We start from the raw sequence: 20060 nt of genomic DNA, 5'->3' as shown, positions 1-20060 counted from the left end.
CGATTATAACTATTGATGCAGGTTAAAGCTCGCGGTATGGTATTTCTTAACGAGAAAGCAACATAGAAGATACCTGCAAAGATGACTCAATTATCACAATTTGGGCAAAAGTTTGCTCAGCACTCAGGCATTGCTCGCTTGATGCAAGACTTAAATGAAGGAATACGTACACCCGGTGCTGTGATGCTAGGTGGTGGGAATCCTGCCCATATTCCTGAAATGGATAACTATTTTAGCCAATTACTTAAAGAGATGACCGAAAATGGCTCATTAAGTGATGCGGTTTGTAATTATGATGGCCCGCAAGGCAAAGATACCATGTTACAAGCGTTGGCGGCATGTTTAAAACATAAGCTAGGCTGGAACATTTCGGCAAAAAATATTGCGCTAACTAATGGTAGCCAAAGTGCTTTTTTCTATCTATTTAATTTATTAGGTGGCACAACCAAAGATGGGAAGAAACGTAAAATTCTTTTCCCAATTGCCCCTGAATATATTGGTTATACTGATTCTGGACTAGAAGAAGATCTGTTTGTTGCGAATAAACCAACAATAGAAATGTTGCCGAATGGGCAATTTAAATATCATGTTGATTTTGCTCATCTTGAAATTGGTGATGACATTGCCGCTATTTGTGTTTCTAGACCAACTAATCCAACGGGTAATGTAATTACTGATGATGAAGTTGAAAAGCTAGAGGCTTTAGCTAAACGGCACAATATCCCTCTGATTATAGATAACGCTTATGGCGTGCCTTTTCCGGGTATTATTTTCACTCAAGCAACACCTCGTTGGAATGACAACACTATCCTTTGTATGAGCCTGTCCAAGTTAGGCTTACCGGGTGCACGTTGTGGCATTATTATCGCCAATGAAGAGCTGATTTCAGCCATTACAAATGTTAACGGCATTATTAGTCTTGCACCCGGTGGAATTGGACCTGCAATGGCATTAGAAATGCTAAAACGCGATGATTTAATGCGGTTATCTCAAGATGTGATAGGGCCCTTCTATCATCAACGAGTACTTGAAACTATTAATATTATACGTCGCTACTTACCTGAGGAACGTTGTCTTATTCATAAGCCGGAAGGTGCGATCTTTTTATGGCTTTGGTTTAAAGATTTACCAGTTTCTTGTGAAGAGCTTTACCGCCGTTTGAAAAAACGTGGTGTATTAATGGTGCCGGGACATTACTTCTTTCCGGGATTAGAAGATTCATGGGATCACGCTCATCAATGTATGCGGATGAATTACGTACCTGAGCCTGAATTGATTGAGAAAGGAATAAAAATTCTGGCTGAAGAAATCGAGAACATCTATCAGCCAGTGAATATCTAATAAAAATGCCCCTTCAGCGAGAAGAAGGGGCAAAGACAATAACGAGGACTTTTGAGCATAAGTTTGACGGAAAGAAATTGATCACTAAAAATTTAGCAATCCGTCTCAATCTAAATTTCTTAGCACGAGAACTATTAAAACAGACATTTATAAAATCTATGGCTTAAATAAGAGCCATTCATTGCCTTAATTATCCCTCTGCTAAGCCAAATGTGGATTTTGATAACAAATTTGGTTCAACTATTTAATATATTTATTATTTTTACTACAAAGTCCATATAATAAGTGCCATTAATTGTGGTGTTATGATTCGTAAAAACATTGCTAAAGGGTAAACTGTGGCATAGGAAAGCGCAGCAGCCCCACTTGAGCTATGAATTGAGTTTGCGAAGGCTAATGCAGGAGGATCGGTCATTGAACCTGCCAACATCCCGCAGAGACTTAAATAATTAAGCTTAAAGCAGATTCTGGCAATCACACCGACAATCAATAACGGTAATAATGTAATCAAAATACCATAACCAATCCAACTCAAGCCTTGACCATAAATTAAAGTTTCGACAAATTCACCACCGGAGTTTAACCCTACCACGGCAAGAAACATGACAATTCCCAACTCTCGCAATGCCAAGTTTGCACTTGGAGGCATAAACCAATAGAGCTTACCAAATGTACCAATACGCCCTAAAATTAAGGCAACAACAAGAGGACCACCAGCTAAACCTAATTTAAGTGCCACAGGAATACCGGGAATAAAAATAGGAATAGAGCCAAGTAAAACCCCTAAGCCTATGCCAATAAAGACAGGAAGCATTTGGACTTGTTCTAATTTCTGGCGAGCGTTACCTAACAGGACTGTAATGGCTTCAATAGATTCAGGGCGTCCAACAACATTAAGAATATCCCCAAATTGCAACATACTATTATTGCTCGGAATAAGTTCAATACCCGCGCGGTTCAATCGCGTCACTACAACATCGTATTTTCTTTTAAGATCCAGATCTTTTAAACGTTTACTGAGCACAGAATCATTCGTTACGACGACTCGTACTGATTGAAGTAAATTTGTTGATGTTGAAAGTGAAGCATCGACCTCCTCGCCAAGTACTAGACGTACTTTATTGAGGTCTTCTTTTGAACCCACAATATGCAGTAAATCCCCTAACTGAATAATCGTTGAAGGCATAGGTACCATAATGTTATCTCCACGCTTTAAGCGGGAGCAGACGATGGCATCTTCATTGAGCAGAGGAATATCTTGCATTAATAAGCCATCTAAATTGGGATTTTTAATCGCAATATTAATGGTATGTAGGGCATCTTTAGTACTGTGTTGTTGGTTACTAAAGGCTTTTGCTTCTTCATCAATATTGATTTTAAAAAACACACGAATAAGCCACATAACTAGCAGAATGCCACAGATACCCATAGGATAAGCCATGGCATAGCCCATCCCCATTTGCCCCACAGAAGCCGGATCAACATGCAGATCAGTCAGTATTTGTTGCCCAGCACCTAAAGAAGGGGTGTTGGTGACAGCACCAGAAAAAACACCCAAAATAATAGGTAAAGGAACGTCAAATAGACGATAAATAGAAGCGGTTATGACTGAGCCCAGAAGAATAATTAAGATGGCGAAGGCGTTTAGTTTTAAGCCTGAAACACGCAGTGAGGAGAAAAAACCAGGGCCGACTTGGATACCAATGGTATAAACGAAAAGAATAAGTCCAAATTCTTGAATGAAATGAAGGGTTTGTGCATTCAGCGAAAAGTTATAGTGCTGAGCAAAATGACCAATAATAATTCCACCAAAAAGAACGCCACCTATTCCTAGGCTAACTCGATAGATTTTGATATTGCCAATCCAAAGACCTAGAGCGCCTGCTAATGACAACATCACCATTGTTAATGCAATATCACTCATAAAAAAGATCCTGTACCCAAAAAAATAAAAATGAGAAAATTTGAGCTAAAACGATAAACCTATTTTGGCAAAGAACCATGAAAGTCGCTGTGTCTTATCGCACAGATTCAACATATATAGAGATCAAAAAAACAAGAAAGATAAATATAGAGTTAAAGTGTTTATTTAAAATAATGAAGGTTGAATTTTAATATCTTCGAAACATAATAATTAATAATATTATTATGTTTTTTTTATTAGGTAAATTGAAACATTCTCACGCTAGGCTTATTTATTTAATGACTAAAAAATTAAGCTTTTTTATATCATCTTTCTCTTGTCCTGTAAGAGAAAACAGGTTTAACTATATGATAAAAAGTGTTGACTACGGATCTCGTTTTATAGGTGCCCTATGATATTCAGAATGACAAGTAAAAATTTAGCATTAGTCACATTTTTGACGACATTACTGACAGGTTGCTCAAGCGTTATGACCCACGCAGGCCCGAATAAAGAATTTTATTCAGGGACAAAAAATAACATGACAATGCTAAAAGATGATGAAACCGGATGGGCAATGAAACCATTAGTTATTCTCGATCTCCCTTTTAGTGCCGTATTAGATACTTTATTATTACCTTACGATTATTATACTCAGGGTGATGATAAAAGTGATAATTCCCCTAAAGAACGCATAAAAAGATTGGAAAGTACAACGGCGAATAATAATCATGAAAATAAGAATTAATATCAAATTAATGACTAAATAATAAATAAGTAATTATATTTAGTCATTATCTGTTTGTTTGATTATTTATTTAGTACCGTTTCTTCTTTAGGTCCAAACATTTTATTCAAACTATTAAGCTCTTGCATTTCCTTATCACATATTACTTTTTGTTCTGTCAGAGGCGCTGTCATTATCTGCTTTTTGCTTTGCTCGAAGTTAGCCTTAATCTCCGGCATATTATGTTTTAGATCTTCTCTTTGAGAAATGTACTGAATAAATCTATCCGCTTCTTTAAAGTACACTCGGCAAGCATGAGCTGTAGATGCTTGAGCTGGAAGTGTGGTTGACAATAAAAGTAATGTGACACCCCACCAACATTGTTTCATTCTCTAAACTACCTACCTTATTTGACATAAGGGAATTATATAAAAAGCACACTAATTAGACGATAATAATTGAGAATAAATTTGTTATTTTTTTTCATGTTTTATGGGTAACGTAAAGAAAGCCATAGTAAAACGAAGATAGATAGGTAAGTAGGTGTGTTACAATGACGCTAAAACTCACCTCTTTTTATGATAAAAAAGTTAAAAATCAACCATTTTGGTTGAAAACCATACGAACAGTCAGGAGATACTAAAAAAGTATTGACGGAGTGAGTTTCTGGCAGTAAGATGCACCTCGTTTTCGGCGAGTAGCGCAGCCTGGTAGCGCAACTGGTTTGGGACCAGTGGGTCGGAGGTTCGAATCCTCTCTCGCCGACCATATTAAGAAACCCCGCTTTAAAAGCGGGGTTTTGTCGTTTTAGCCTTATCAAAAATGTCTCACTCTTATTTTTGATTTCACCATAAAAAGTATTTTTTCTCGATCATCTTACTTTTACCTCATCTCTCCCACACATTCCAAACTCCCATGCAACTCAGAAACAGAGAACCGTGGAAATATTTTCCAAGTCAAGATAAATATTGGCTGAAAATGCAGTGGATTTAGCTGGCCCATAAAGTCGTTTAGGCATTAAATTATTTTAGAAATTTTTTAATAAACAACCTAAAGAAGTCTGTAAATTTTCTTCCAACGCCACTTTTATGGACGATAGAACTTCTGATAATGCTTAAATAATATAAATTTTTCACTATGAAAGAATTAAAATCATTAATAACAGACTGAATTTCATGGTCTTATCTAGTTAAGTGATTTGCTAAGAGCTAAAAATTGATATTTTTCACTCTATTGCCTGATTAAAACTAAAATCAGAGATCCTCTAGCAAGGTGACTATTTTTCTTCCATAACAGAATAAAGCACCAAGTTCTTTGTTTCATTTCAAAATATTCGTTCAATATTTAAGCGGTTAATCACAAATTATGGCTTTTTTTAAAATAGTCATTTCACTTAAGGATTTCTTAATGTGTGGTTTTATTGACTAGATATTAGTCAAAGACTTATTTTTTTATTCTGAGTTTGTTCGATATTCGTTTCATTTGTGTTTATAACTTGTTCTTTTTACCTTCCAACACCTTATTGACGTAAGGGAGTACAGTTGGTTAATTGAACAATGACAAAATAAAAAGGTATTCCGTTTTTAAACAGGAAACCAAAACACAACAGAACAATTTCGGAGAGTAATGATGAAAAGCTCCAAAAAACAGACAGGAATTTTGACCGCGACAATTGGATTACTCGCATTAGCTGTTTCTGCTGGTGTGCAGGCGAAAACATTGGTGTATTGCTCTGAAGGCTCACCTGAAGGATTTAACCCTCAGTTATTTACCTCTGGAACAACCTATGACGCAAGTTCAGTACCTATTTATGACCGTTTAGTTGAGTTTAAACTAGGTACAACAGAAATCATTCCAGGCTTAGCTGAAAGCTGGGATGTGAGCGATGATGGCAAAGTGTATACCTTCCATTTGCGTAAAGGCGTGAATTGGCATAGTAGTAAAACCTTTAAGCCAACACGTGAATTTAATGCGGATGACGTGATGTATACGTTTATGCGTCAAATGGATCCAAAACATCCTTACCATAAAGTGTCTGGTGGAAGTTATGAATACTTCTCAGGAATGGATATGAACAACATGATCGAGAAAATCGAGAAAGTTGATGATCATACCGTTCGTTTTGTTTTAACGCGTTCAGAAGCCCCTTTTATTGCTGATATGGCAATGGACTTTGCTTCTATATTATCTGCTGAATATGCGGATAATATGATGAAAGCGGGTACACCTGAAAAAGTGGACTTAGATCCTATTGGTACAGGGCCTTTCCAATTACAGCAATATCAAAAAGACTCTCGTATTCTTTATAAAGCTAATGACCAATATTGGGGTAAAAAACCAGATATTGACCGTTTAGTCTTCTCTATTACACCTGATGCCTCAGTACGATATGCAAAACTGCAAAAAGGTGAGTGTCAGGCAATGCCTTTCCCAAATCCTGCTGATATTGCGAAGATGAAACAAAATAGCGATATCAACCTATTAGAGCAACCAGGCTTAAACGTAGGTTATATCTCTTTTAATGTTGAGAAAAAACCACTGGATAACCAAAAGGTTCGCCAAGCATTAAGTATGGCGGTGAATAAAGACGCCATTATTGAAGCTGTTTATCAAGGTGCAGGTCAGAAAGCGAAAAACCTTATCCCTCCTACAATGTGGGGTTATAACGACGATATCGTTGATTACGAATATAACCCGGAAAAAGCCAAAGCACTGCTAAAAGAAGCGGGTCTTGCAGATGGCTTTACTATCGATTTATGGGCAATGCCAGTACAGCGCCCTTACAATCCAAATGCACGTCGTATGGCTGAAATGGTACAAGCGGATTGGGAAAAAATTGGCGTTAAAACCAAGATTGTAAGTTACGAGTGGGGCGAATATCTCAAACGTGCTAAATCCGGAGAACACCAAGCAGTGATGATGGGTTGGACAGGGGATAATGGGGATCCAGATAACTTTTTCGCTACGCTATTTAGTTGTGCGGCAAAAGAGCAAGGATCGAACTATTCAAAATGGTGTTATAAGCCATTTGAAGATCTGATCCAACCTGCTCGAGTCGCAGCCGATCACGACAAGCGTGTTGAACTCTACAAACAAGCTCAAGTTGTTATGCATGATCAAGCACCTGCACTGATTATTGCTCACTCGACCGTTTATGAACCAGTGAGCAAAAAAGTAGAAAACTACGTAGTTGATCCATTAGGTAAACATCACTTCGAGAATGTCTCTCTTAAATAATAGCAATACCTAATCGTTGGATTGCTTTAAATATGGTGTCTTTCTTTATGAAAGGCACCACTATTCAATAATAACGAATACATTCAGTACACTGTGGGCGCAGGGGACTTTCCCCTGATTTATCAGCGCTATCTTTTAGCTGATGTTTGAAAAGAGAATTAGGATATGCTGCAATTTATCCTTCAACGTTTGGGACTTGTGATCCCTACGTTTATCGGAATTACATTACTGACGTTTATTTTTGTCCATCTTATTCCCGGTGATCCGGTAATGATTATGGCGGGTGAACGTGGCCTTTCTCCAGAGCGCCATGCTTATTTAATGGCAGAATTGGGGCTGGATAAGCCTTTATGGCAACAATATATCAATTACCTAAATGGCATTTTCCATGGTGATTTGGGTATCTCATTAAAAAGTCGCATTCCTGTATGGGATGAATTTTTACCTCGCTTTAAAGCCACTTTAGAACTTGGCGTGTGCGCCATGATTTTTGCGGTTTCAGTTGGTATTCCTGTGGGCGTTTTAGCTGCGGTGAAACGTGGCTCTATCTTTGATCATACTGCGATTAGTGTGTCATTAGCAGGTTATTCTATGCCAATCTTCTGGTGGGGGATCATGTTAATCATGCTAGTGTCTGTGAAATTAGACCTTACACCTGTCTCTGGGCGCCTTGCTGATAGCGTCTTTTTAGATGACAGTAATCCACTCACTGGATTTATGCTGATTGATACCTTTATTTGGGGTGAAGAAGGGGATTTCTTAGATGCTGTCCATCACATCATTTTACCTGCCATTGTATTAGGAACCATTCCTTTAGCTGTTATCGTGCGTATGACACGCTCTTCGATGCTTGAAGTATTAGGCGAAGATTATATTCGTACTGCAAGAGCAAAAGGCTTAAGCCGTGCTCGAGTCATTCTTATCCATGCATTACGTAATGCGATGTTGCCTGTTGTCACAGTTATTGGGCTACAAGTCGGGACAATGCTGGCAGGTGCAATCTTAACAGAAACCATTTTCTCATGGCCGGGATTAGGTCGCTGGTTGATTGATGCTTTACAGCGACGTGACTACCCCGTTGTTCAAGGTGGTGTGCTTTTAATTGCAACGATGATTATCTTCGTCAATCTGTTGGTTGATGTTCTTTATGGCATTGTGAATCCTCGTATTCGCCATAAAAAATAAGGAATGCATAAATGACTGAAAATAAAGTAACACCGGTCATCAGTGCACCGGCTCCCATGACGCCCTTCCAAGAATTCTGGCATTATTTTAAACAAAATAAAGGTGCCGTTGTTGGGTTAATCTATATTGTAATTATGTTGCTTATTGCATCACTTGCAGGTTTTCTTGCACCTCATGCCCCTAATGAGCAATTTCGTGATTTCTTATTGGCACCTCCTGTTTGGCAAGAAGGCGGAAGCTGGCAATTTATTTTAGGTACAGATGATGTTGGCCGCGATATTCTTTCGCGCCTAATGTTTGGTGCTCGCCTTTCATTATTGGTGGGCTGTATTGTTGTCGTACTGTCACTTATTTTAGGAATTATTCTAGGGTTAGCAGCAGGTTATTTTGGTGGTCTTGTGGATATCGGCATAATGCGTGTTGTTGATATCATGCTGGCACTACCTAGTTTATTATTGGCACTAGTATTGGTCGCCATTTTTGGTCCCTCTATTGTTAATGCTTCTATCGCATTAACTTTTGTTGCCTTACCGCACTATGTTCGACTGACTCGTGCCGCTGTTTTAATTGAAGTTAACCGCGATTATGTGATTGCCTCTCGTGTTGCGGGTGCGGGTTCAATGCGTCAGATGTTTATCAATATCTTACCTAACTGCCTTGCGCCTTTAATTGTTCAAGCCTCTTTAGGTTTTTCTAATGCAATCTTAGATATGGCGGCATTGGGCTTTTTAGGCATGGGCGCACAACCACCAACACCTGAATGGGGGACCATGTTATCTGATGTGTTGCAGTTTACACAAAGTGCATGGTGGGTTGTGACGTTTCCTGGTCTAGCGATTTTGTTTACCGTATTAGCCTTTAACTTAATGGGTGATGGTTTACGAGATGCGCTTGATCCGAAATTAAAGCAGTAACGGAGTAAGAACATGGCACTACTAAATATTAATCAACTATCTGTTCACTTTGGTGATGAAGATACTCCGTTTAAAGCGGTAGACCGAATTAGTTATCAGGTTGAAGAAGGGCAAGTAGTCGGTATTGTCGGGGAATCAGGTTCGGGTAAATCTGTTAGCTCGTTGGCGATTATGGGGCTTATTGATTTTCCGGGGCGAGTGAGCGCACAAGAGCTCTATTTTGATGGTAGAGATCTTATGAAGATCTCTGAATCAGAGCGACGTAATTTGGTCGGTGCCGATGTTGCGATGATTTTCCAAGATCCAATGACAAGCTTGAATCCTTGCTTTACGGTTGGCTATCAAATTATGGAAGCGTTAAAAGTTCATCAGGGGGGAAGTCGTAAAACACGCAAACAACGTGCTATCGACCTTTTAACGCTAGTTGGAATTCCTGATCCAGCTTCTCGCTTAGATGTTTATCCACACCAGCTTTCAGGGGGAATGAGTCAGCGTGTTATGATCGCAATGGCGATCGCTTGTCGCCCTAAATTATTGATTGCTGATGAACCAACCACTGCGCTGGATGTCACTATTCAGGCACAAATCATAGAGCTTTTGCTCGACTTACAAAAACAAGAAAATATGGCACTAGTGTTGATCACTCATGATCTCGCATTAGTAGCAGAAGCTGCAGACACTATTATTGTGATGTACGCGGGGCAAGTAGTGGAATCTGGAAAAGCATCAGAAATTTTTAAAGCTCCTCGCCATCCTTACACTCAAGCATTATTAAGAGCACTTCCTGAATTTGCGAGCAATAAAGCGCGATTAGCATCACTACCGGGCGTTGTACCGGGACGTTATGATAGACCAACAGGCTGTTTACTCAATCCACGTTGCCCATATGCTCATGATGAATGCTATAAGGCTGAGCCTGAATTAAAAGAATTAGGAATGCACCGTGTGAAATGTCATACACCGTTAGATAATGCAGGGAGACCTACCCATGGCTGAAGTTAATCCAACTGTATCAACTCCCTTGTTAAAAGCGGTTAATTTGGCGAAATATTACAGCGTAAAAGGTGGGCTTTTTTCAAAAGAGAGAACAGTTAAAGCCCTTGATGGTGTCTCTTTTGAATTAGAGCGCGGTAAAACCTTAGCCGTTGTTGGTGAATCGGGATGTGGCAAATCCACATTAGGCCGATTATTAACAATGATTGAGATCCCTACTTCTGGAGAGCTTTCTTATCGTGGTCAAAATCTGTTAATTAAAGATAAATCGGCTGAGAAGTTACGCCGCCAGAAGATCCAAATTGTGTTTCAAAATCCTTATGGATCATTGAACCCGCGTAAAAAAGTGGGGCAAATTTTAGAAGAGCCTTTATTAATTAATACAACACTGAATGCCTCTGAGCGTAAAGAAAAAGTATTATCAATGATGGCTAAAGTTGGATTAAAAACAGAACACTATAGCAGATACCCACATATGTTTTCTGGTGGTCAACGTCAGCGGATTGCTATTGCGCGTGGTTTGATGCTTGATCCAGATATTGTAGTAGCAGATGAACCTGTTTCTGCACTGGATGTATCTGTTCGTGCCCAAGTGCTGAATTTAATGATGGATCTGCAACAAGATATGGGGCTCTCTTATGTGTTTATTTCCCATGATCTTTCGGTTGTCGAGCATATTGCAGATGAAGTTATTGTAATGTACTTAGGGCGTTGTGTAGAAAAAGGAACAAAAGCGCAAATTTTTGAAAATCCACAACATCCTTATACGCAGGCATTATTATCAGCAACACCGAGATTGACACCTGAATTAAGGCGAGAGCGTATTAAATTAACGGGAGAATTGCCAAGCCCATTAAATCCGCCACCGGGTTGTGCTTTCGCCGCTCGTTGTCGTCGTGCATTTGGATCATGTAGTCAATTACAGCCAACATTAAAAGAGTATAACGGTCAGCTTATTGCTTGTTTTGCTGTGGAGCAAGATAACGCAATAGTTTAAATAAAATAAACGCATCTCATTAAATAAGAACAATATATTGATTTATATTGTTCTTATTTTTTTCATTAATAATATTTAATTAATCTTAACTAAATAATCTAATAATGATTTTATAGATATCAAATATTATATTTATGTGAATTTTTTAAAATATACACTTCAATGATATTAATGAAAAATAATATTTTCCATTAAGAAATATACAACGCTTAGCATTGTGTTTTAACTTGGGGTTAAGGATTTAATAGTGTTTAATTTTATATGCTCTGGTGTTTTTTAGTGAATTGTATCTTTTCATTAATATAAAGTAGATTTGTTGTAAATAACAAAGAGAGAGTAATATTTTATTTTTATTTTACTATTTTTATCTTATAGCTATACTCAAATAATAATAATTATATATTTATTTACTTTCATTTTAATGGATGGACGCTTTTTATAACGTTGTTTTCTTTATTGAGAGTGATACATAATCATAAAAATACAGTATAATCACTCTGATCAGACATGTATATTGGAAATAGCAATGATGAAACCTCATCTTAAACATTCATTAACAATAAAACAGATGGCCGCTGTTGCGGGCGTTACGTTGGTGACTATTGCTATTTTTATCAGTATTCAACTTGTTTATTTGATAGATCAACGCCGTGAAGATTATCAAAATCAGCTTTTTAATGCCGGTGTAAGTATCCAGCAACCACTCGCTGATGCATTGTTACGGTCAGATTTGAACGATGCTAAACAACAGATAGTTGCACTAAAAGCGACGGGGATTTTGGGTAAAGCGATTGTCATGCAACCCAAGAATGTGCAAGTAATGAATTTAGATTTTGCACCTAAAAAAGAAGTCTCTGAATTTTCAAGTTGGCTTTTTGGTATTCCCGTTGAAGCTGTTGTTCCTTTACAACCATTAGGTATTACTTCAACAGATGATAAATCCTATAGTGGTCATCTCATTTTACAGGCTGACACAAACCGTTTTTATCGTTTTGCCAGTAATACTGTCGCATTGATGCTAACAACATATCTGTTGATGGGGCTTATTCTGACGGTTGCTATTAGTTGGTGTATTAATCGTATTGTTGTAAAACCTTTACGCCAAATCGCCGTCACCCTTAATAAAGATAGCCAAGTTTCAGCGTTATCTTGCCCAAAATCACATTGTGATGATGAGATTGGTTTGCTGGTTAAAGGATATAATCATCAAAAATCTGATCAAAAATTGCCGAAGGTCTGAACCTTCTTACGCCATAATGAGTCTAATCACTATAGTGATTTCATTTCATGTTTTTGTGGTGATAAAGAATGATAAAACAAAAAATAGACATCCAACATCTAACATGTCTTTTGGCACTTATTGTTAAACCTCATAAGTGGTTTAATACCAAGGATTAATACAACAGAGGTTCACATGCAGGGTGTAATGACACGAATTTTATTGGGAAGCGTTATGTTCGGCGCTGTTGTTTGCCAAGTTCAAGCAGAGGCTTTACAGCCTGATCCGGCTTGGCAAGAAGGGCGACTAGCAAATGGCTTTCAGTGGCAAATATTACAAACACCGCAACGCCCAAATGATAGAATACAGATCCGTTTATTAGTTAATACGGGGTCTTTATCAGAAAAAAGCAGTGAAACGGGTTTTTCATCCTTAGTGTCCAAACTCAATGTTTTGGAAAATACAGGTTTAACGCCAGAGAAACGCGATAATCTATGGAAAAATGCGCTAGATCCTGACTATCCGTTACCTCCAATGATCGTTTCATATGATTTTACTGTTTATAATCTAAGTTTACCGAACAACCAGCCTGAGTTGTTAAAGGATGCTTTTGCATTATTAGCAGGTATTGCTAAACCTGCACAATACACAGAAAATGCGGTTCGTAACGCAGTTCAATCACCACTTCCGATTGCAACATTTCCTGTTAATATTGAAGCTCCTATCTGGCGCTCACGTCTTGAAGGCTCTAATTTAAAAGGCCACAATCCGGGCAAACCCGTTAATCAATCAGTAAATACTAAAGAGTTGTCGGATTACCAACAGCGTTGGTACACCCCAGATATGATGACGCTTTATGTTGCAGGTAATGTTGATAATCGAGTATTAACTGAAAGTATTAATCAGGCTTTTTCATCTCTATCAGGAAAGCGTGTAACGCCAGTTCCAGTCCCTGTTCTTGCTGATATGAAACCTGAAACGTTATATGTACAAGAGCCTATGCGTGCAAAAGACCAAATTGCTTTAATTTGGGATTTAAATTGGTCGCCAGTAAAAGATTCTGATACGTTAAATAAATATTGGTTAAGTGATTTAGCTCGTGAAGTGATTTTCGTACATTTAGGTCGTAGCCTTGAACAACGTAAAGAAAATGACAGCACTCAAATTAACATTGATTGCCGAGTACAATATCAGCGTGCAAGTTGTTCTTTAAATCTTGATACTGCTACAGCACACATTCCTGCATTAGCATCATGGGTAGGAGAAGAATTGGGTCGCTTGCGTAACCAAGGTATCAGCGATGAGTTGTACCAAGAGTTGCAACAAGAGAAACAACTTCAATTAACTCAATTATTTGCGCGTTATGCAAAAACCAGTACGGCTATTTTAATTAATCAGCGCCTGTTATCGCAACAAAGCAATATTATTGATATTCCACCTGAACAATATCAGCGCCTACGCCAAGCATTTTTAGCGGGCTTAACAAAAGAGACGTTAAATCAGGAACTTTCAAGAGTTTTATCTGAAGATATTGCATTTGTGCTAACGCAAAGTGGTGAAACGCCAACTGTAAATCTAGGTGAATTGCGCATTCAATTTGAAAAGCAAGTTCATCCAGAAACGGCAAATACATCTGTTCCTGTCACAACGACTACACCCAGTAAAGCAGTTGAAACCCAGCGGTAACAACTCCAGCGGTAGAAACAACACCAACGAAGAAATCGTAATAGAGCAAAAGATAGGCTGATATTGAAAATATATCAGCCATAAAGTAACTAAAAAGCCAAAAGTGTTATTGATACATTTTTGGCTTTTTATTTGTTTGATCTTAAAGACGTTTAAAAGCTTCTTTAATAATAGCTATCAAATCGTCACGGTTATTTCGTTGGGTTGTAAAACCTGCAATAGCAATCTGTTTTTCAGGTAAGTAATACGCTGCTGAGCCCCAGTAACCAAGGTGATAGTAAAGCGTACCTAGACTAGTTTCTTCAGCCATTAAACCTAAACGATAATTTGCAGCCCCAGAGTGTGAGCCTTGCCATTTCATCTCTTTTAAGGTTGATGGATGCAAGTAAACTCTATCTTCGAAGAGATCAGCTGTAAATTTAGCTAATTCAAGGGTTGTCATCACAAGTCCGCCACCACCAAAAGCATCCATTGAAGCATCAATATGAGTTCCTTCATGTTCGCCTATAAATTGTCTGGCACGCGCTTTGGGATGCTTGGGTTGTGGTTCTAAACCTTCCCACCACGTTTGTGGCAAATCTAAGCCTTGAAAATGCAATAGTTCACGAACGGCAGTAGCCATATCTTTTCTCATAAACTGAGAAAGAATATCACCTAGCAAAATATATCCTGTATCTGAATAAATGAAGCGTTTCCCCGCAGGGATAATGGGAAAAACTTGTTGAGTATAGCGTGTAATTTGCTCTTCTCGTGTCCATTTATGAGAGGGATCTTTAATTACATCTTCAAGATAAGCTTCATTTGCATGATCGAATAAACCACTGCTATGGCTTAATAAATGGCGTAGTGTAATGGTCTTAAGATCATAGCCTAGCTCTAATAATGTCTGTTGATAATTAGCACTTAAATACTTCGTTATGTCATCATCAAGAGACAGAGCATTTTGTTCCCATAAACGTAAAAAAGCGGCAGCGAGAAAGGTTTTTGTATTACTAGCGATTCGAAAAGGCGTATCTACAGTTAATTTTTTCTGGGTACTTTCGTCGGCAAATCCGTGTGCCATACCAAAAGGGTATTGGATGCCTGCGCCTGTAATATAGATAGCACTTGCTGAAGGTAAGGCATGAAAAGCATCAGTTATTGATTGAACCATAGTTACTTCCTTATCTGTCAGGAAAATAAATCAGCAAAAAGGGTGTACTTGGCACCCTTTATTTATATTGCAGAAATTCATTATTTATTTTTTGTTGCTGCTCGTAATTCTGTTACTGTTTTACCGCCTATTCCCCAGTTGTCTGTTTCAACTTCATCAATTACTACAACGGTAGTTGCTGGGTTTTTACCTAATACATCAACCAAAAGTTGTGTTGCTCCCACAATAAGTTGCTCTTTTTGCTCAGCGGTTGCACCTTCGCGTGTAATTTTAATATTAACGTATGGCATTGTTTTTCCTTATTACGTTATTTATAGGTGGTTAATGCAGGGAATTAACCATATAGTTTTATCATAAAGTTAAGATGTTGATTGCGTTTCAGCCAGCTGTTCTTTACGCATATTTGGGCCATCAGTGGCTATCCATGCGGCACAAAAGAGCGTTAATCGGGCAAAAAAGTAGAAGAAAGCCATTAAACCTATCACTGAACCAAATGCAGCGCCTGAAGGTGAACTGGCTATTCTTGGTAGCATCCATGTCATTACCGATTTCAAAATTTCAAAACCGATCGCAGCGATAAGAGTACCTTTAATAAGTGAAATCCGTTTGGGCTGATGACGAGGCAAGATCCACAAAATCCATAAAAAGAGTAAATAGTTTGCGGTAATGGAAATAGTTAAGCCGATTGTTGTCCATGCTGGTGTTAGCCATTCAATACCATCTAACCCTAGTGTATGAACAATCATTCTTTGGGCTGAACCTGCCACAGAAGTTAGTGTAATAGTGACAATTAACGCAAAAAGTAAGCCAATTAGCGCTAAAAAGTCACGAAAATAGCGGAAATAGATTTTTTCTTGCTCTTCTTTATTTCTTTCCCAAACGGGGCGTGATTGCGCCAAAATTGCTTGGCGTAAATTACCCACCCAATTGACACCAGAATAAAGTGCAATCGCTAAACCAGTTAAACCAACAGTTGTACGCTGGCGAACTGCGGTATCAATACTCTGTTGAACAGTGGATGCAAGCGTTGGGTCATCAATGCTATTTGCAACACCTGTAATTAATTTAGCGAGTAAATCTGGGTTTGAAGCTAAAACGAAACCCGCACAAGCAAAGGAAAGCATTAATACAGGGATTAATGATAAAAATGAAAAGTAGGTAATGGCGGCACCAAACTGATTTCCCATTCTGTCAGTAAAACGTTCGGCGGTGCGAATTAGATGTGCAATAAAAGGAATGTTAGTAATAAAATTACTGATTTTAATCCCAACACCAATGGCTTTTTTTCCGCCATGGAGCCCTTTTTCCAGCCCTTTTTTGAGCGGCTGAGTCAGTTGAGTTTTTTCATTTTCTGTTTGGGGTTGCTGCTCTTCTGACATATATCCTCTTTAATTAGATCTGTCCATTTTTAATAATTGAGTGTCACTACTATAGTTTTCACTCAAAAATATCATAGCTTAATTTCTATTACACACCTTATGCTTATTGTAATTAGCCACTGATTTAGGAGATGTATTTGTTTGTTCTGGCTTAAGTGTAGATGATGCTCTATCAAAAGGCGTAGATAATCTTGTACTTAATAAAGGATAAAAAACCAATACAGCAATTCTGAAATTAAGTTTAGTTTAATAAGAGAATGGCTACTCACTTATTATTTTATTCTGTATTTCACAGTCAAATAAGGAGTAGGCATTAATTACTGATAATGACTACTTTGTCAGTAGATTTAATTCATCTTCAATGGCTTTTAATTCTGCTTTTTCTTCAGCCAGTTTTCTTTCTTGTTTAGCAATTTTATCTGCATCACCTTTAAGTTGCGCTTCTTTTAATTCAAGTTCACGCTCTTTGACATCGAGTTGTTTTTCACGTAATTCAAGGCGTGTGTTTTCAACCACTTTTTCTGGTGTGCAATAGCGTTCAACATTTTGCAATGCTCGCTCTAAACCTTGGATACGGTATTGATTACCATGTGCTTTCGCATATTCCATCTGTTTTTGGATATTTTGTTTTTTTATTTCGCAGCCATTGATTGATCTATCAGCATAAGCATTACTTGCGAGTAAACTTAGGGTTATGGCAGTAAAAAGTAATTTTTTCATCTTATTATCCTATTTAAACTAAAGTGAAATATGGACTTATCATAACGGTTGAATACTAAGACACAACGTTTCTTTCGCTTTCAATGAAGAAGTTCGGCTTTTTCTGATACACTGAGTTTAATCACGATTTCAGAGTAAATTAATTACTAAGCTATACTTATTTCTAACGGAAGATAAAGAATGCTGAGCTATCGCCATAGTTTCCATGCTGGCAACCACGCCGATGTTTTAAAACATATTGTTCAAACACTCATCATTGAGTCTTTAAAAGAGAAAGAGAAACCTTTTCTTTATCTTGATACTCATGCTGGCGCTGGACGTTATCAATTAACCAATGCTCATGCGACTCGCACTGGCGAATATTTAGAAGGGATTGCGCGCTTATGGCAACAAGAAGAGGTGCCTGAGCTTATTTTGCCTTACCTTGAAGCGGTCGGAGAATTAAACGCAAGTGGAGAACTGCGTTATTATCCTGGATCTCCTCTATTAGCGGGAAAATTACTAAGAGAACAAGATTCTTTAGTACTAACAGAATTACATCCAACAGATTTTCCTTTATTACGTACTGAATTCTCTCGTGATGAGCGAGCTAGAGTTTCTCGTGAAGATGGTTTTGGTCAATTAAAATCTAAGTTACCTCCTCCAAGTCGTCGTGGATTTGCATTAATTGATCCACCTTATGAGCTTAAACAAGACTATTCTGCCGTTGTTAAAGGTGTTGTTGAAGGCCATAAGCGCTTCGCGACGGGAACTTATGCGATTTGGTATCCTGTTGTTCATCGTCAGCAAATCAAACGTATGTTAAAAGAGCTTGAAGCAACAGGGATCCGTAAGATTTTACAAATCGAATTAGCAGTAAAACCTGATAGTGATCAATTGGGAATGACGGCATCAGGGATGATTGTGATTAATCCACCTTGGAAATTAGAATCACAAATGAAATCAATACTCCCTTGGTTACATAAAACCTTAGTTCCTGAGGGGATTGGACATACATTAGTTGAGTGGGTTGTACCAGAATAAGCATCTTTATTATTGTTTTTGCCTATTACTGTAAAAGTTAAAATCTAACGTGCTATGTTTTAAATTTTGTCATAATAGACATCATGATATGAAAGACTTAGCCTGTGAGTTACCTATTTTTCTACAGATAAATGGATCAGAGAAATGACGAGCAAACATTACGATTATATCGCCATCGGTGGCGGTAGTGGCGGTATCGCTTCAATTAATAGAGCGGCAATGTATGGCCAAAAATGTGCATTAATTGAAGCGAAAGCATTAGGTGGCACTTGTGTAAACGTGGGTTGTGTACCTAAAAAAGTGATGTGGCATGCAGCCCAAATTGCCGAAGCTATTCATCAATACGGTCCTGATTATGGTTTTGATACCACAGTGAACCGTTTTGATTGGGATACACTCATCAGTAGCCGTTCTGCTTATATTGACCGTATTCATCAATCTTATGACCGTGTTTTAGGCAATAACAAAGTTGATGTTATCCAAGGGTTTGCTCGTTTTGTTGATGCCAATACTATTGAAGTCAACGGTGAGAAGATCACGGCTGATAATATTCTGATTGCAACAGGCGGCCGTCCTGTTCAACCTAATATTCCGGGCGCTGAGTATGGTATTAATTCTGATGGTTTCTTTGAATTAAAAGCCTTACCAAAACGCGTTGCTGTTGTTGGTGCTGGTTATATCGCTGTTGAACTTGCTGGTGTATTAAATGCTTTAGGTAGCGAAACACATCTATTTGTGCGTAAACATGCACCACTGCGTAATTTCGACCCATTAATCGTTGAAACACTGTTAGAAGTGATGGAAACCGAAGGGCCTAAGTTACATACACATGCTATTCCTAAAGCTGTGATTAAAAATGCAGATGGAAGTTTAACGCTACAACTAGAAAACGGTACAGAGCAGACTGTTGATACTTTAATCTGGGCAATTGGACGTGAGCCTGCAACAGATAACCTGAATCTGGCAGTAACGGGCGTCGAGTTAAATGAAAAAGGTTATATCAAAGTTGATAAATTCCAAAATACCAATGTAAAAGGTATTTATGCGGTTGGCGATAACACAGGAGCGGTTGAATTAACACCCGTTGCTGTTGCCGCCGGGCGTCGTTTATCAGAGCGTTTATTTAATAACAAACCTAACGAACACTTAGACTATTCAAATATTCCGACCGTTGTATTTAGCCATCCTGCTATTGGTACTGTTGGTTTAACAGAGCCCCAAGCGGTTGAGCAATACGGTGCTGATCAGGTCAAAGTATACAAATCGTCTTTCACAGCGATGTATAGTGCAGTGACTCGTCATCGTCAACCATGTCGTATGAAGTTGGTTTGTGTTGGTGCAGACGAAAAAATTGTTGGTATTCATGGTATTGGTTTTGGTATGGATGAAATGTTACAAGGCTTTGCTGTTGCACTGAAAATGGGCGCAACGAAAAAAGACTTTGATGATACTGTGGCAATCCACCCAACTGCAGCAGAAGAATTTGTTACGATGAGATAAGCTATATTTATACAGCTTACTTTTATAATTACATGAAAAGCCAGAGTTAACTCTCTGGCTTTTTTATTGAAAAATTGTACTTA

17 protein-coding genes and 1 tRNA gene are annotated in these 20060 nt (G+C 38.2%); 12 read left to right on the top strand and 6 right to left on the bottom strand.

Annotation, left to right across the window (positions count from 1 at the left end; translation table 11 throughout):
- Positions 1-81 precede the first annotated feature (81 nt).
- Entirely contained in the window at positions 82-1341 is a 1260-nt protein-coding gene (locus NBG71_RS15050; RefSeq protein ID WP_075671326.1) for a valine--pyruvate transaminase, read from the top strand.
- 265 nt (positions 1342-1606) lie between these two features.
- Here NBG71_RS15050 and NBG71_RS15045 read toward each other — a convergent pair whose 3' ends face one another.
- Positions 1607-3265, bottom strand: coding sequence for a putative transporter (locus NBG71_RS15045; RefSeq protein WP_075671328.1), 1659 nt, complete (start codon positions 3263-3265; stop codon positions 1607-1609).
- 403 nt (positions 3266-3668) lie between these two features.
- Between NBG71_RS15045 and NBG71_RS15040 the strand changes: the two genes are divergently transcribed.
- Positions 3669-3992, top strand: coding sequence for a YceK/YidQ family lipoprotein (locus tag NBG71_RS15040; RefSeq protein ID WP_075671330.1), 324 nt, complete (start codon positions 3669-3671; stop codon positions 3990-3992).
- A 62-nt stretch (positions 3993-4054) separates the two neighbouring features.
- Here the strand turns inward: NBG71_RS15040 and NBG71_RS15035 are convergent, their stop codons facing one another.
- A complete protein-coding gene (locus tag NBG71_RS15035; RefSeq protein WP_075671332.1) occupies positions 4055-4360 on the bottom strand; it encodes a DUF5339 family protein in 306 nt (101 codons plus the stop codon).
- Positions 4361-4662: 302 nt separating this feature from the next.
- Between NBG71_RS15035 and NBG71_RS15030 the strand changes: the two genes are divergently transcribed.
- The 8 genes from NBG71_RS15030 (at position 4663) to NBG71_RS14995 (ending at position 14202) form a co-directional block, all read left to right on the top strand.
- Positions 4663-4739: transfer RNA gene (locus NBG71_RS15030), tRNA-Pro, on the top strand.
- A gap of 861 nt (positions 4740-5600) precedes the next feature.
- Positions 5601-7208: a dipeptide ABC transporter periplasmic-binding protein DppA gene (gene dppA / locus NBG71_RS15025; protein ID WP_075671334.1), complete on the top strand. Its 1608-nt coding sequence runs from the start codon at positions 5601-5603 to the stop codon at positions 7206-7208.
- 165 nt (positions 7209-7373) lie between these two features.
- Entirely contained in the window at positions 7374-8393 is a 1020-nt protein-coding gene (dppB, locus tag NBG71_RS15020; protein ID WP_075671336.1) for a dipeptide ABC transporter permease DppB, read from the top strand.
- A gap of 11 nt (positions 8394-8404) precedes the next feature.
- The gene (gene dppC, locus NBG71_RS15015; RefSeq protein ID WP_075671338.1) at positions 8405-9307 is read left to right on the top strand and encodes a dipeptide ABC transporter permease DppC; all 903 of its coding nucleotides are present in this window, start codon (positions 8405-8407) and stop codon (positions 9305-9307) included.
- A 12-nt stretch (positions 9308-9319) separates the two neighbouring features.
- On the top strand, positions 9320-10303 hold the full coding sequence (gene dppD / locus NBG71_RS15010; protein WP_075671340.1) for a dipeptide ABC transporter ATP-binding protein: 984 nt from the start codon (positions 9320-9322) through the stop codon (positions 10301-10303).
- The gene (gene dppF, locus NBG71_RS15005) at positions 10296-11297 is read left to right on the top strand and encodes a dipeptide ABC transporter ATP-binding subunit DppF (RefSeq protein ID WP_156734292.1); all 1002 of its coding nucleotides are present in this window, start codon (positions 10296-10298) and stop codon (positions 11295-11297) included. Before dppD ends, dppF begins: the two co-directional genes overlap by 8 nt.
- Positions 11298-11826: 529 nt before the next feature.
- Entirely contained in the window at positions 11827-12537 is a 711-nt protein-coding gene (locus NBG71_RS15000; RefSeq protein WP_223672670.1) for a HAMP domain-containing protein, read from the top strand.
- Positions 12538-12723: 186 nt separating this feature from the next.
- Complete coding sequence (locus NBG71_RS14995) at positions 12724-14202, top strand: insulinase family protein (protein ID WP_235410057.1); 1479 nt, start codon at positions 12724-12726, stop codon at positions 14200-14202.
- Positions 14203-14344: 142 nt separating this feature from the next.
- Here NBG71_RS14995 and NBG71_RS14990 read toward each other — a convergent pair whose 3' ends face one another.
- From NBG71_RS14990 to NBG71_RS14975, 4 genes are all read right to left on the bottom strand, one after another.
- Positions 14345-15355 (bottom strand): serine hydrolase domain-containing protein, encoded by a 1011-nt coding sequence (locus NBG71_RS14990; RefSeq protein WP_075673347.1) that lies wholly within the window; start codon positions 15353-15355, stop codon positions 14345-14347.
- Positions 15356-15435: 80 nt separating this feature from the next.
- On the bottom strand, positions 15436-15645 hold the full coding sequence (locus tag NBG71_RS14985; RefSeq protein ID WP_075673346.1) for a 2-hydroxymuconate tautomerase family protein: 210 nt from the start codon (positions 15643-15645) through the stop codon (positions 15436-15438).
- A 69-nt stretch (positions 15646-15714) separates the two neighbouring features.
- Positions 15715-16734, bottom strand: coding sequence for an inner membrane protein YhjD (yhjD, locus tag NBG71_RS14980; RefSeq protein ID WP_075673345.1), 1020 nt, complete (start codon positions 16732-16734; stop codon positions 15715-15717).
- Between the two features lie 330 nt (positions 16735-17064).
- The gene (locus tag NBG71_RS14975; RefSeq protein WP_075673344.1) at positions 17065-17454 is read right to left on the bottom strand and encodes a DUF1090 domain-containing protein; all 390 of its coding nucleotides are present in this window, start codon (positions 17452-17454) and stop codon (positions 17065-17067) included.
- Positions 17455-17634: 180 nt separating this feature from the next.
- Between NBG71_RS14975 and NBG71_RS14970 the strand changes: the two genes are divergently transcribed.
- Entirely contained in the window at positions 17635-18477 is an 843-nt protein-coding gene (locus tag NBG71_RS14970; protein WP_191901642.1) for a 23S rRNA (adenine(2030)-N(6))-methyltransferase RlmJ, read from the top strand.
- 144 nt (positions 18478-18621) lie between these two features.
- Positions 18622-19977, top strand: a complete 1356-nt coding sequence (gene gorA / locus NBG71_RS14965; protein WP_099075969.1) for a glutathione-disulfide reductase — start codon at positions 18622-18624, stop codon at positions 19975-19977.
- The last annotated feature ends 83 nt before the right edge of the window (positions 19978-20060 follow it).

This window comes from Proteus sp. FZP2095 (genome assembly GCF_023701425.1).
Taxonomy (GTDB): domain Bacteria; phylum Pseudomonadota; class Gammaproteobacteria; order Enterobacterales; family Enterobacteriaceae; genus Proteus; species Proteus cibarius.
Note: the sequence above shows the minus strand (reverse complement) of the source record. Positions and strands in the feature narration are given on the sequence as shown.

Excerpts from the sequence above, each read along its gene's own strand:
- NBG71_RS15050 (WP_075671326.1), top strand. The coding sequence starts at position 82 with ATGACTCAATTATCACAATTTGGGCAAAAGTTTGCTCAGCACTCAGGC.
- NBG71_RS15045 (WP_075671328.1), bottom strand. The coding sequence starts at position 3,265 with ATGAGTGATATTGCATTAACAATGGTGATGTTGTCATTAGCAGGCGCT.
- NBG71_RS15040 (WP_075671330.1), top strand. The coding sequence starts at position 3,669 with ATGACAAGTAAAAATTTAGCATTAGTCACATTTTTGACGACATTACTG.
- NBG71_RS15035 (WP_075671332.1), bottom strand. The coding sequence starts at position 4,360 with ATGAAACAATGTTGGTGGGGTGTCACATTACTTTTATTGTCAACCACA.
- dppA (WP_075671334.1), top strand. The coding sequence starts at position 5,601 with ATGAAAAGCTCCAAAAAACAGACAGGAATTTTGACCGCGACAATTGGA.
- dppB (WP_075671336.1), top strand. The coding sequence starts at position 7,374 with ATGCTGCAATTTATCCTTCAACGTTTGGGACTTGTGATCCCTACGTTT.
- dppC (WP_075671338.1), top strand. The coding sequence starts at position 8,405 with ATGACTGAAAATAAAGTAACACCGGTCATCAGTGCACCGGCTCCCATG.
- dppD (WP_075671340.1), top strand. The coding sequence starts at position 9,320 with ATGGCACTACTAAATATTAATCAACTATCTGTTCACTTTGGTGATGAA.
- dppF (WP_156734292.1), top strand. The coding sequence starts at position 10,296 with ATGGCTGAAGTTAATCCAACTGTATCAACTCCCTTGTTAAAAGCGGTT.
- NBG71_RS15000 (WP_223672670.1), top strand. The coding sequence starts at position 11,827 with ATGAAACCTCATCTTAAACATTCATTAACAATAAAACAGATGGCCGCT.
- NBG71_RS14995 (WP_235410057.1), top strand. The coding sequence starts at position 12,724 with ATGACACGAATTTTATTGGGAAGCGTTATGTTCGGCGCTGTTGTTTGC.
- NBG71_RS14990 (WP_075673347.1), bottom strand. The coding sequence starts at position 15,355 with ATGGTTCAATCAATAACTGATGCTTTTCATGCCTTACCTTCAGCAAGT.
- NBG71_RS14985 (WP_075673346.1), bottom strand. The coding sequence starts at position 15,645 with ATGCCATACGTTAATATTAAAATTACACGCGAAGGTGCAACCGCTGAG.
- yhjD (WP_075673345.1), bottom strand. The coding sequence starts at position 16,734 with ATGTCAGAAGAGCAGCAACCCCAAACAGAAAATGAAAAAACTCAACTG.
- NBG71_RS14975 (WP_075673344.1), bottom strand. The coding sequence starts at position 17,454 with ATGAAAAAATTACTTTTTACTGCCATAACCCTAAGTTTACTCGCAAGT.
- NBG71_RS14970 (WP_191901642.1), top strand. The coding sequence starts at position 17,635 with ATGCTGAGCTATCGCCATAGTTTCCATGCTGGCAACCACGCCGATGTT.
- gorA (WP_099075969.1), top strand. The coding sequence starts at position 18,622 with ATGACGAGCAAACATTACGATTATATCGCCATCGGTGGCGGTAGTGGC.